This window comes from Streptomyces sp. HUAS ZL42 (assembly GCF_040782645.1).
Taxonomy (GTDB): Bacteria; Actinomycetota; Actinomycetes; order Streptomycetales; family Streptomycetaceae; genus Streptomyces.
This window is the reverse complement of record NZ_CP160403.1, coordinates 6,937,623-6,950,074: the sequence shown is the minus strand read 5'-3', so window position 1 is coordinate 6,950,074 and position 12,452 is coordinate 6,937,623. Positions and strand designations below refer to the sequence as shown.

General features: G+C 66.6%; 8 protein-coding genes. 4 read left to right on the top strand and 4 right to left on the bottom strand.

Features of this window, described 5'->3' with window-relative positions; genetic code table 11:
• The first annotated feature begins 13 nt into the window (after positions 1-13).
• Both ABZO29_RS31705 and ABZO29_RS31700 read left to right on the top strand, forming a co-directional pair.
• Positions 14-4,399 (top strand): tubulin-like doman-containing protein, encoded by a 4,386-nt coding sequence (locus tag ABZO29_RS31705; protein WP_367323593.1) that lies wholly within the window; start codon positions 14-16, stop codon positions 4,397-4,399.
• A gap of 150 nt (positions 4,400-4,549) precedes the next feature.
• The gene (locus ABZO29_RS31700; RefSeq protein ID WP_367323592.1) at positions 4,550-5,500 is read left to right on the top strand and encodes a hypothetical protein; all 951 of its coding nucleotides are present in this window, start codon (positions 4,550-4,552) and stop codon (positions 5,498-5,500) included.
• Positions 5,501-5,740: 240 nt separating this feature from the next.
• On the opposite strand, the gene ABZO29_RS31695 is transcribed toward ABZO29_RS31700, so the two are convergent.
• Positions 5,741-6,946, bottom strand: a complete 1,206-nt coding sequence (locus tag ABZO29_RS31695; protein WP_367323591.1) for an FAD-dependent oxidoreductase — start codon at positions 6,944-6,946, stop codon at positions 5,741-5,743.
• A gap of 122 nt (positions 6,947-7,068) precedes the next feature.
• Here ABZO29_RS31695 and ABZO29_RS31690 point away from each other — a divergent pair, with 122 nt between their 5' ends.
• Entirely contained in the window at positions 7,069-7,725 is a 657-nt protein-coding gene (locus tag ABZO29_RS31690; protein ID WP_367323590.1) for a TetR/AcrR family transcriptional regulator, read from the top strand.
• A gap of 629 nt (positions 7,726-8,354) precedes the next feature.
• Positions 8,355-10,022 carry an RICIN domain-containing protein gene (locus ABZO29_RS31685; protein WP_367326303.1) on the top strand — a complete coding sequence of 556 codons (1,668 nt, stop codon included), beginning with the start codon at positions 8,355-8,357 and terminating at the stop codon, positions 10,020-10,022.
• Between the two features lie 271 nt (positions 10,023-10,293).
• Here ABZO29_RS31685 and ABZO29_RS31680 read toward each other — a convergent pair whose 3' ends face one another.
• The 3 genes from ABZO29_RS31680 to ABZO29_RS31670 form a co-directional block, all read right to left on the bottom strand.
• A complete protein-coding gene (locus ABZO29_RS31680) occupies positions 10,294-11,079 on the bottom strand; it encodes a hypothetical protein (protein ID WP_367323589.1) in 786 nt (261 codons plus the stop codon).
• Positions 11,076-11,606, bottom strand: a complete 531-nt coding sequence (locus ABZO29_RS31675) for a SigE family RNA polymerase sigma factor (protein ID WP_367323588.1) — start codon at positions 11,604-11,606, stop codon at positions 11,076-11,078. Before ABZO29_RS31675 ends, ABZO29_RS31680 begins: the two co-directional genes overlap by 4 nt.
• A 146-nt stretch (positions 11,607-11,752) precedes the next feature.
• Positions 11,753-12,319, bottom strand: a complete 567-nt coding sequence (locus ABZO29_RS31670) for a hypothetical protein (protein ID WP_367323587.1) — start codon at positions 12,317-12,319, stop codon at positions 11,753-11,755.
• Positions 12,320-12,452: the final 133 nt, after the last annotated feature.

Sequence of the window (12,452 nt, the reverse complement as noted above, 5' to 3'; positions counted from 1 at the left end):
TGAATGGGAGCCGATGGAGATGGAAACGGCAATGAAGATCCATCAGCCGATGTTGTTCGTGGGGTTGGGGGGCACTGGCTGCCTCATCGGTGCTGAACTCGAGCAGAGGCTGAGGGAGCAACTGTGCGGGCCCGACGGTGCAAGGCTGGTGAATGGGAGCGGTCGATCGCGGTTTCAGCTTCCTGAGTGCCTGCAGTTCGTGTATGCCGACTTCAACGAGGCCGAGCTCAACAGGCTGCCGTACCGGAGAGTGGAGCGCTCGCTGAGGACGGCGTATGGGCGCACGTCCCACGCCACCCCAGGACTGCTTCCTGCATACGACAGCTCGCCCGAGCTCACCCGTACGCTGCGGGTGGCCCTGCACGACGATGTACAGGAATGGCTACCTCCGAGCGAGCATGAGCCGCGGGTTGCCCCGCTCTACCACGGTGCGGGCCAACTGCCGAGTGTGGCACGCGCAGCCCTGTTCTCTACGCTGCGCAGCGGACCTGAACCAGTCCTTGCCCCTATCCGTGAGGCTGTTGACGGTATTAGCCGCTCCATAGGCGACTTGCGTGAGCTTGGCGGTCAGCAGCTGCGCGGCTGCGATGTGTTCGTCGCTTTTTCCTTGGCCGGCGGAACGGGAACCGGTCTCTTCTACGACTACATGCACTTCATCCGGCAAGCATTCGACACAGCAAGATTCCCAGGAGTCAGCATTTACCCGCTGGTTGTCATGCCGTCCGCATTTCCGCAGGAATCCGGAGGCGGACGGGAGGCGGAGCTGAACGCCGCCCGCGCTGTAGTGGACTTGTTCCATCTGGTCGACGAGCAGAATGTGCCGACCATCGAACCCGATATCACAGACGCAGGCCAGCGGGAAACGCTGAGCGTCAAGTACCCAGAAATTGGACGCCTGCATCTCCGGCCCTCAACGCTGCAGACCGCGTTCCTTTTCACCCGCACTGCAGGAATACGGCCCGACGACCTCAGGCGCTCAGTCGTTTCCATGGTGCTGTCACTCATAGGTACAGAAACCAGAGAGAAAACCGGATCCGGCGGAACCGACGACGAATCGCCATCGTTCGCCGCTAGTTTCGTCAACAGAGGGATACACCGGGCTGCTCGTGCCACATCCGGAATCGGGCGGCGAGGCCTGTCCACCAGTCTTGCGGCCTCGATGACTGTCCCGATAGACGAGCTCGCAGAGCTTATCGCAGGCCGGCTGTTGTGTGAGGCGGTCGAGGATCTCACCGGCAGCGAAAGCCGTAGAGGCGAAGACAACATGTCTTTGATCAAGCGCATGTTCTCCGACTCGGGGGTCAAAGAACTGTGGGAACGCGATGTATGGGATCCACCGCAGCCCTATCCGCTCCCTAAGGGAAAGAACCCCATCGCCCAGACCCTCAGAGACCGTCTCGAGACCATGAATGATCAACTCTCGGGTATGGACAGAGAACTCGACCAGCGCGTGACAGCCCTCGCCGAAAGATTCAACCCGAGGAAGGGTGTGCGGGAGCTGCTCAACGAGGTCGACCCCTTCCGCGCTCAGCGGGTCATCACAGGAATCCCTGGTCACTCGGATCGCGTGGCAGATGCCGGATTCGAAGGGATGCTCACCAACAGGTCCGAAACACCGGAGAAGCCGAAGCAAGCTGACGGCACAGAGTGGGACGTCGAGTCCCCGCCCAATGTTCCCCAGGTCAAGAGGCGCTACGGCGGGCTCCTCCAGGTCCACTGGACGGATCCAGAGGTATCCCCGGCAGTAGAGCACCAGGACAAGTGGTACACGTGGAAAGGCCGCTCCCTCTGGCACAAACACTGGAGAGAGCACAGCACCGTATGGAAATCGGCTCTAGAACGAGCGAAAACCGATGTGGACGAGCTCGTCAGGGCATTCACCGCATACATCGACGAAGGCTCGAAGACCCTCCAGGACAGGCAGACCGAGCTGTACCGAGACGACCGCACCGGCGTGGCTTACCTCCTTCCCCCACGAGAGTCCTTCGACGCCTTCTACGAGGACCTCAAGGGCAGACTCCTCCAGGAGGAGAGACTCCCGGCGGAGAAGGGCGTAGCCAGACTGCTTGAGCGGATGCTTGTCGACTACCGGTTTGAGCACGTCACCGACAGGCCCCCTCGGGAAGCCGTGAACTCAGCGAAACGCATCTTCGACCAGCGGGTCAAGAAGCTGTTCTACGCTACCGGCGCATCCGGCGACCGCCCGTTGCTTCCGTCGCTCGGCACACTGCTCACCAGTGCCGCTCACGGCGAAAAGGTGACCGAGGGAACTGGCGGCCAGTGGCTGGACGTCGGCCGGTTCCGCACACAGCTCGCCGGACTGCTCCCTGCCGGGTTCGTCCCAGAGGGTGGAGGGCCCCTGAAGACCCTCATCGTCTACCCCCAGACCGATGAGCAGGTATTGGCGCAGGAGTTCCTGAGAGAGGAGCTGCAACTGCCCAGTGGCACCAGCCCCGAGTTTCATTCGGCGGCGACGGACTCCATCACAGTGGTTCTGTTCCGCAGCGAGATGGGCGTGACGGAGGTACCGGAGGCACGGCAGGTATTGCGGCTGTGGTCCCGGACCCGCGACAACGAAGATCCGGGCAGTCACCTGGCCTGGCGCCAACGGACAGGCTACCGGGACAGAAACTGGCCCCTCGCGACAGCGTCTGACCAGCAGTACATCCTGCACCGCATGCTGTCCGCGATGTGGAACGGCCAAGTTGAAGCTGTAGGTGACCCCAAGTCTCCGGACAGCCTCCGCATCGTGCTGCGCCCTGATGGGGCGGCCACCATGACCCTTCGGTTGAAGCAGTACCCAAAGCGCATCTCCAGTTGGTCGGGGCTTATGCATGCGTACGAGAACTGGACGCTTCTGGATGCCGGCCCGATCACCGAGGAGATGGGCAGCCTCCTCATGGGCACCCATGCACGGACGCCTGAGCCGTCTCCGCTCTTCCTCCAGCTGGTCCGGGACGTAGCCCCGCAGCAGAGGGCGCTCCTTGAGGGCCTGTCACGTCAGAACGGCAACGGCAACGTAGAGGACTGGGTGGGCCCCCTACATGCCTTCTGGAAACACCACCTGGAGGCTGCCGTGCGTATGGGCTTCCCCTGGCAGCAACTTGCCGACGGATCCGCCCCGCAAGCTGGCGACGTGGCGGAATTGAACGACATCGCAGAAGAAGGCACCACCGCCGCCCACGTTGCAGTCCAAGACACCGAGACCAAGGTCGCCACGCACTCAGACGGGGCGAGAAGGGCGGAGGCGTCCACAGCGGCAATGGGCCGACAACCGGCCCCTAAGGCGCTGGCAGGACACGGCGTCACCGGTATGACAGCGGTCGGGACCCCCGTTGGCGGTTACAGCAGTACCGGTAGCGTCTTCACGTACTGCCAGTCACCCCCAAAACTTCGCTCCCTGCACCCGAACAACGGCCCCGCCACCGGCGGCACCGAGGTCCTGGTGACCGGAAGCGGTTTCACTTCCGAAACCGTGGTACTCCTCGCGGGTAAACCCGTCCCAACGACGGTGCTCGACGAGACGACGATGCGCTTCCGGACGAGCACTGGCGTCCCTGGGCCTGCCACGGCGAGCGCGACGGACGGCGAACAGACGAGCAATCCGCTCACCTTCACATTCCTCAAGGAACCGAGCGTCACCAGCATGAATCCCGAGGCTGTGCCCGCCTCGGGCGGCGTCGAAGTGACCATTACGGGCACAGGCCTGGCGGGTGTCTCGGCTATCGACATGGACGGACCCACACCCGACATCGTCACCCACTCGGACAGCACGCTCACCTTCACCGCACCTGATCACGACGTGGGCCGCGTGCCTGTCACCCTTATCGGCCCTGACGTCGTCCGAACCCTCGCCGGCGTTCTCACCTACATGCCTCCCGCTCCCCGGGTGACGGACCTCGTACCCCATGAGGGCACGATGACCGGGGGCACTCATGTGACCATAAGCGGCACAGACCTTGGCAGCGTACGCACAGTGACCTTCGCTGCCATCCCCGCCGCTACAGTCACCAAGGTGGACGACCAGACGATCACGGCCGTCGCGCCACCGTCCGCCACTGCCGGCATTGTGTCCATCATCGTCAGCAGCCCGGCGGGATCGGACACCGCGGAGTACCTGTACCTGCCGGTGCCCGCAATCTCCGGAATCGAGCCATCTGTCGGCCCGATCGAGGGAGGCACACATGTGACCCTCCACGGCGCGGGATTCAGCGGCGCCACCGCCGTGACGTTTGGTCGCCTCCTAGGCAGGGATCTCCACGTCATCGACGACAACACGATCGCCGTTGAAGCTCCCCCGCACGTGGCTGGCACGGTTGAAGTCGCCGTCACCACACCCAACGGGACTTCGGTGTCTGCCCCCTCCAGCTACTACGGGTTCCTCCCCCCGGCGTCCTGATTGGCGGGGAGGAGGGCGCACAAAGCTCTCTGCTCCCCGGTCAGGGCAGCGACGGGGACTGCGTCGGCCTGGACAGCGCGGGCAGCAACGTCTTGGAATTGAAGGCCTTGCGTCGCTCCTGCCCAGTGGGCAATACAGGGAGGCGGAAGCATGAGAAGAAAGCCCTTCGTACTGACTGCGCTGGCGGCCGTGGTAGCGATCGTTTCTCTGTTCTTTCCCCCAACGGCATCAGCCGTAGGGGAGTCGATCAGCGTGAGCCCGTCGTCTGGTCCGCCCGGAGCCACTGTGATTGTCACCGGCGCTGGGTGGGAGGAGCATGGCTCTCGCCATATCGACGTCCCGATCATGATCGGCGGAGAGCAGGTTGCCGATCCCACCCCCGATGCCTCCGGAACGTTTCGGATAGCTGTCACTATTCCGAGGTCGGCGACAGGGTCAGTCGTGATATCGGCGATCATCGGTAACGGGGGTAGCGCCGATGTGATCTTCAAGGTGAACGACTGTCCGACGAACCCGACAATGGCCACAGTGCCCAGGTCGGGAACGGTGGGCTCGAAGTTCATCCAAAAAGGAAACAACTGGCTGCCCGGAGGCACCGTCCGCATCACGCTGCCCCACGGCTCCAAAGCCCTGTTCCTGACCCAATCGGCCACACCACGAGTGGGCCCCAGCGGCGGCTGGCAGACCGTCGTCACAGTAGGCAAAGGCACTCCGCCCGGCACCTACAGCTACACCGCCACTGAAAGAGCACCACAGTGCCCATCCGGCAAAATCAGCATCACAGGTTCCTTCACCGTATGCCCGACGAACCCGACAATGGCCACAGTGCCCAAGTCGGGAACGGTGGGCTCGAAGTTCATCCAAAAAGGAAACAACTGGCTGCCCGGAGGCACCGTCCGCATCACGCTGCCCCACGGCTCCAAAGCCCTGTTCCTGACCCAATCGGCCACACCACGAGTGGGCCCCAGCGGCGGCTGGCAGACCGTCGTCACAGTAGGCAAAGGCACTCCGCCCGGCACCTACAGCTACACCGCCACTGAAAGAGCACCACAGTGCCCATCCGGCAAAATCAGCATCACAGGTTCCTTCACCGTGCGATAACAATGGATTCCGTTTCACCGATAACGGCACCACGACCAAACCTCGCGAGGTTGAGCCGTTCGCGGCGGCCGGTCTCCCATGAACGGCAGGCTTGGAGATCCGCTCAATCCAAGTCGCCGTGGTGGGTGAGCGGACGGTGAACGTCCTCAACCGTGCGGTTCGGCGGACTGCCGCGGGGGCTGGTGGCCCTCCAAGAACCGGAATCGCGTCCGCGGTTGGGGTTCTTGTTCCGGCGGCGTGTCAGTCCTGGATAAGGGCCAGTTGCTTGAGGATTTCGCGGGGGTTGGTGTCACCCGCGACCTTCTGCAGCAGCGGGGTGTGGTCGAGGATGAAGTCCCGGATCGGCTGCAGTGGTGCCGGGGCGTGGTGGAAGAGCTTGCCGAGGAACCACGCCTGCTGGACCTGCCGGGCGGTGTGGGGCTTGCGCGGGTCCTCGTAGCTTTGCAGGGCGCGCTGTAGGGCGGTGATGTCGGTGAGGTCGACGCCGCGCAGAGCGCGGCCGAGGAAGTAGCCGTCCTCGATGGACATGCCGGCGCCGTAGGCGGCGTAGGGGGAGGTCGGGTGTGCTGCGTCGCCCACGAGGGTGGCCCGTCCCTTGGACCACTGCTTCAGGCGGGGCCGGTCGCGCAGCACCCAGCGTTGCACATTGTCCGGCTCTGTCTGCGCGATCAGCCCGGGCAGGGGCGGGGGGAACCCCGCGGCCAGCGCGGTGGCCGCGGCCTTGAGGTCGGTCGGCGCCGGGGCGTCGGGGTCGGTGGCGGTGAGCACCCACCACTGGAAGCCGTCGCGGCCCTTGTGCCGGATCGATGTCCAGCTTCCCTGCACTGTTCTGCTGTGTGTCAGGACGCATTTGTTCGGTTCGGTGCCGGGGACTTCGGTGAAGGTGAACCCGCCGAAGATGTGCAGCCGGTGCTCCCGCTTGGGGGCATCTCCCCACAGCGTGCGTCGGACCAGCGAGTCGATGCCGTCGGCGCCGACCAGTAGGTCGTGTTGTGCTGTGGTGCCGTCGGCGAAGTGCAGAGTGACCGCATGGTCGTCCTGCTCGATGCGTGTCACGTGCTGATTGAACCGGAGGGTGTCCGGTGGGATGGCGGCAAGCATCCGCTCGTACAGTTCGGGGCGCAGCAGTCCGATGAATCCGCCGCCGTAGGCACGCTTGGTCTCGGGGTCCTGCTTGACGCGTACGCGCACGTGGCCGCGGAGATTGCGGAACTCGGAGTCCGTGGGCGAGCCGAGGTCGTCGGTGTCCACGCCGAGCGCGCGCAGTGCCTTCAGGGGCGGTGGCCACAGGTTGAGGATGTTGCCGGCGGGCCGTGCTTCGCGGTAGCGCTCGTAGACGACGACGTCGTGACCGGCCTGGGCTATCGACAGCGCGGCTGCCATGCCGGCCGGCCCGGCGCCGAGGACAGCGACGCGGCCGCTGGGGTTCGAGAGTGGTACGGGCATGGGACACCTCAGGTCGCCGGGAGGAAAACAGTAGCGAGCGCTACTGTTAGCGGCAGACTGTAGTGTGCACTACGGTTCAGTCAAGGCTTGTGTACGCATCAGGGGGAACGGGAGCTGAGGTCATGGGCGAGGCCGAGACGGCACCGGCGACCGACCTGGAGATCCGGCCGCCCAAACAACGGCGCAGCCGCGAGGCATGGAACCGGATCCTCGATGCCGGAGTGTCGATTCTGGAGGACGGCGGGTACGAGGCGTTCACCATCGCCGCCGTGTGCGAGCGCGCCGAGGTTGCGCCGCCGGCGATCTACGCCCGCACCACCAGCAAGGACGCTCTCTTCCTCGCCGTCTACGAACATGGCATCCAGCGCCTGCGCGCGGAGCAGCGGGTTTTCGCCGACGACAGCCGATGGGCAGACCTGTCCGCGACCGAACTCGTCCGCGCAGTAGTGACCGAGACGGTCGGCATGTTCTTTCGCCACGAGCGGTTCCTGCGGGCCGTCGTCCTGCTCTCCGCGTCCCATCCGGAAGTCCGGCGCCGGGGTTCCCTCTACAGCCAGGAGTTGGGGGACGGGTTCACCAAAGTGGTCCTGCGGGCGGCGGAAGCCATCACGCTCCCCGACACGGAGGCAGGGGTGCGTGCCTGCTTCAGCACCGTCTTCGCCGCATCGGTCATCCGTGTCGCATATGGTCCGGGCTTCGCCAGGCCGGTACCTGTCGAGGACGACGCGTTCGTCGCCGATATGGCAGAGACAGCGGTGCGCTACCTGCTGTCTGCCTGACAGCGCATGGCCAACACCCCTGCCAACCACGAAGGTCGGGTGGCCCGAGGGGACCTCGCCCTCGGGCCACCCGACCTTCGTGGTTGGTCAGCTCTGACAGCCGCAGCGCAGTCGCTCGCAGCCTTCGCCTCGGCAACCGTCACCGCGGCAGCATGGCTGCGCGTTCGGGGTGGGCGGCTTTGACGTAGCGCATGGCCGCCTGTGCGTGATGCCGAACAGCCGCATCAGGTGCAGGAGATCGGCAAGTCCAGTGGTGGGTGTGGTACGCGGTGCGCGGCAGGCACGGGAGCAGCCGTCAGGCGTTCGCCACCGCCGGCGTTCGCCATGCCGCGCTCCCCTGCGGACGGGAAGCGGCCAAGGCGGAAAAATCTGTGGCTCTTCTCGGCAACCTTTTCGCCCTCTCGGACCACTCAGTGTTGTCCGGCCAGGTGGTCCGGTCACAGCAACAGCTGAAAGAGAGCACAGGCATGCCCCTTGAACGGGAGCACAGACATGTCCCCAGCCCACCCGCGTCAGCGGTGGCGTCCCGCGCCGGCGGCCGCCGTACCGACGGCCACGCCCGCGGTGGTCGCCCGATGCACCGCAGCCGTCGGTTGTTCGCGCGTCGGGGTTTCTGGGCGGCCCTCGTCATGGTCGTCGTGGCCGGCTCCGCTGTCGTGGTCAACCAGGCATCGGCGGAAACACCCCTGGATCTGAAGAAGTGGTACGTGCTGGTCAACCGCAACAGCGGCAAGGTGCTGGATGACCGCGCCTTCGCCAAGAACGACGGCGCGGCGGTGGTGCAGTGGGCGCGCACCGGCCGGGCCAACCAGCAGTGGCGGTTCGTCGACGCGGGTGACGGGTACTACCGGCTGCAGAACCGGAACTCCGGCAAGGTGCTGGACGACCTCGGCTGGTCGAAGACCGCCGGCTCCGCCATCGTGCAGTGGAAAGACCTGAACGCCGCCAACCAGCAGTTCAAACTGGCCAAGTCGCCGAACGGCCACGTGCGTTTGATCAATCGCTTCAGTGGCATGGCCGTCGGGGTGCGCAACGCCGCCAAGGCCAACGGGGGCGGCGTCGTCCAGGACCGCGACCGGGGCGGCGCCAGTCAGCAGTGGAAACTCGTCCCGGCCGGGAGCGTCGGCACGCGCCCGTCGTCGCCGTCGTCGTCGCCGTCGTCGCCGTCGTCGCCGTCGTCGTCGTCGCCGTCGTCTCCCGCGACCGGTAACGGCAGCTCGACGACACGTTTCATGGGCAGCAGCAGGGTGCTCATCGGCGGCTCGATGACTGACGCCTCGGCGAACGCCGCGCCGTTCGACGTGCGCTACGCCTACGTGCACAGCCAGCCCGCGCCCTCGTCGGCCGCCTATTCGGCGTCGCGTTGCCAGGACGCGTGGACGAACTGGTGGGGCTGCTGGGGCGGCAACACCACCGCGCCCGGCCATTACGTGACCTGGTCGGACGCCCAGGCGGCCAAGGCGACTTACCAGGGCAAGCCGCGACCGCAGAAGTATCTGTGGACCTGGTACTCATTGCGCGACCTCGGGGATGCGGCAGGCGAGGGCGACGGCCCGGGCGAGGTCAAGGCCATCAACAGGGTCGACCTGCTCACCCGGTACCTGAACGACTACCGTTTCTTCCTCCAGAAGATCGGCAAGTCGCACGACATGATCGACCTTGAGCCCGACTTCTGGGGCTTCGCCCGGTCGCTCGGCAATCTGCACCAGGTTCCCGCGCAGGTCTCGGGCGCGAATCCGACGGACTGCGGATCGCAGGAGAACAGCGCCGCCGGACTCGCCCGCTGCCTGGTTCACATGGCGCACAAGTACGCGCCGAACACCGCCGTGGGGCTGCACCTTTCCTGCTTCGACTGGGAGAGCAACCTCCAGAAGTGCGTCAAGGACTATGCGGACCTCGGGGCACGGAACGCCGACTTCCTGGTCACCGATGTGTCGGACCGCGACGCAGGCTGGTACGCACTGCCGGCCCACGGCAGCCGTAACACCTTCTGGACCGACCAGAAGGCCGCCGCCACGCTGAAGTTCTACAAGACGATGGCCGAGTCCGTGGGCAAGCCGGTCGTCCTGTGGCAGATCCCCGTGGGCAACATGGCGCAGAACAACACTCCCGGCCATTTCAAGGACGACAAGGTGGACTGGTTCTTCGCGCACATGGACCAGGTGGCGAACGCCCACGTCGCCGGCCTGCTGTTCGGTGCGGGGTGGACGGAGCAGACGACGGTCGAGTCCGACGGCGGAAACCTGATCCGCAAGACGATCGCTTATCACAACTCGGGCGGTACACCGCTCAAGTAGGCGCCAGGCGCGAATGCGGCCCCGTCTCTTCGATGGGGCCGCATTCGTTGCAGGACGGCCGCGATGAGAGCGGTCACTGATCCGACAACGGCATGTCCTTCTGCCACAACGGGCCTTGGCCCGCCCCCGGTTACCCGGCAGTTACCGCCACGCACACAAAAGTGGCCGCGATCGAGGGAGGAATCTTCACGGCCGCCGCCACCTTCCCCACCCAGTTCTGACCATCGAGCTGTGCGGCAAGGGGACTCTTCCCCTTGCCGCACAGCGGTGTTCACCGGGTCGGGACGAACCCTCCCCGGACCGACGCGGAGCCGGTCGAACCTCGCGCGTCGACGCGGTAGCCGTCGCCCGCGGCACTGCGCACGCCGGTGCCGTTGTTGAACTGGGCGGCAAACTCATGGCTCGCGGCCGGCACGGTGAGGCCCGGCTTGAGGACCCAGCGGTAGACCAGCGCGCCGCCGGCCTCCTGGACGGTGACGGTGAAGTCACCACTCGGCAGGGTCTGCCAGGTGCCGGTGTCCTTCACCCCGCCGGTCTGCACGATCCGGATCTCGACCGTGAGCGAGGTGAGCGGCTGGGTCGTCTTGAGGGCGAGGTTGCTCTGCGTCCAGTAGACGGTGCTGTGCGGGTCCACCGAGCCGGCCGACCACAACGGTCCGTTCTGGCTCTCGCCGGCGGCCGGCGATGGACTGGTGGCCGGCGGAGTCGGGCGCGCGCTGCCCGGGGTGGTGGCCGGGCCCGGCCCGACAGGGGTGGGGCGGGCCGATGTCGGTTGCGGGGAGCTGACGGCCGGGGCCGGGGTGGCAGGCACGGTCACGGTGGCCGACGGCGACGAGGTCGCGACGATGGCGGCGACGGCCAGGCCGCCGGTCGCCAGGATGCCGGCGGCGGCGAGCCCGGCGAGCGCGACCCTGGTCCCGGACCTCGCGAACGGCCGCGCGCGGTGACGGACGGCGGGGCCGGCCATGCCGCGTTGCACCCGGGCCAGCATCCGCGCACGGTCGGGCCGGTGGGCCTCGGCGGCCTCGCCCAGCTGACGGGCGATCTCCTCGTTCACCGGTTCCTCCTCCCTGCCACCAGGTCCCCCGCCGCTCGTGCGCCCAGTATCCTTTCCAGCTCGGCCATTCCCTTCGAGGTCTGGCTCTTCACCGTTCCGACCGAGATGCCCAGCGCCACCGCCGTGTCCTTCTCCGACAGGTCGAAGGCGTGCCGCAGCACCACGCAGGCGCGCTTGCGGAACGGCAGCCGGGCGAGCGCCGCGCGGACGTCCAGTACGGCCGCCATGTCCGGTCCCTCCACCTTCTCGGGGCTGCGGGACCAGAAGAGCGTGATCCGGCGTCGCTCGCGCACCGCGCTGCGGATCCGTCCGCGCGCCAGGTTGGCCACCACACCGCGGGCGTAGGCGAGCGGGTGGTCGGCCTGCCGCAACCGGTCCCAGCGCTGCCACAGGGCGACCAGGGCATCCGCCGCGAGGTCGTCCGCCGCGTCGGTCTCACCGGTCAGGAGGTGTGCCAGACGGGCGAGTTCGGCATAGTGGCGTTCGAAGAATTCGTGGAACTCCGCGGACGCGTCATCGAGGAGCATCCCTCCATCGCCCTCTCCTGGCAATGATGTGTGCGTTGGTTGCACGTTTAACAACATCGGGGGGCGCAGCCTAACAGTGTCCAGCCCGGGACCAGACCGGCGCTCATGCTCGGTTGCGGGCCGGTGAAGGCTGACTGGCGGGCTGGTCAATGGCGGGCGAACTGGACGCGGGTCGCTTGCGCGACGTCCGGCTGTACGGCGATGCCGTCGACGGTCAGCTGCTTCCCGTAGATGTCGGTGATCCTGAGCGCCCCGCCGCAGCCGGTGCCATCGGCGGACAGGCAGGAGCCGCTGCCGTCGCCAGCGGCGTAGGCGGTGGCGACTCCCTGGTGGCTGACGGCCGGCCTGATCCGTCCGGCCAGGGCCGCCGCCCTGGAGCTCGCGGGCGCGGTGCTGGTGGCCGAGGCCACCGGAGTGGCCGAAACCGAAGGCGACGGCGTGGCCGAAGCCAGGATCGTCGGACTGGCCGTGACCGTCGGCTGCACCGTCGCCCCCGCACCGCCGCCCGCCTCAGACCCGGCATCGGACGGGGCGGCCGCCCGCGCGCCTGCGGCGGACGCGTCCGCTGCCCGCCCGGCACCGGTTCTGCTCCCGGTGAGGACGGTCAGGGCCAGGCACGCCGACACACGTACGACCAGCAGCCCCGAGGAAATGCCCGTGAACAGTCCGCGCCTGCGCCACGGTTGCGGCGCGGCGTGCTTCGTTGCCCTCATGCCCGTCCATCCGGTAGTTCGACTCGGCCTTCCGGCTCCCAGTTGCCGCAGAGGACGAGAAGGTTGCCGGCCCGACGCTGATTTCTCGGCGACCGGTGCACGGCACGAAAGGGATCTGAACATCGGACACGGC

Coding starts and splice junctions, on each gene's coding strand:
- ABZO29_RS31705 (WP_367323593.1), top strand. CDS start 14: ATGGAGATGGAAACGGCAATGAAGATCCATCAGCCGATGTTGTTCGTG.
- ABZO29_RS31700 (WP_367323592.1), top strand. CDS start 4,550: ATGAGAAGAAAGCCCTTCGTACTGACTGCGCTGGCGGCCGTGGTAGCG.
- ABZO29_RS31695 (WP_367323591.1), bottom strand. CDS start 6,946: ATGCCCGTACCACTCTCGAACCCCAGCGGCCGCGTCGCTGTCCTCGGC.
- ABZO29_RS31690 (WP_367323590.1), top strand. CDS start 7,069: ATGGGCGAGGCCGAGACGGCACCGGCGACCGACCTGGAGATCCGGCCG.
- ABZO29_RS31685 (WP_367326303.1), top strand. CDS start 8,355: ATGGTCGTCGTGGCCGGCTCCGCTGTCGTGGTCAACCAGGCATCGGCG.
- ABZO29_RS31675 (WP_367323588.1), bottom strand. CDS start 11,606: ATGCTCCTCGATGACGCGTCCGCGGAGTTCCACGAATTCTTCGAACGC.
- ABZO29_RS31670 (WP_367323587.1), bottom strand. CDS start 12,319: ATGAGGGCAACGAAGCACGCCGCGCCGCAACCGTGGCGCAGGCGCGGA.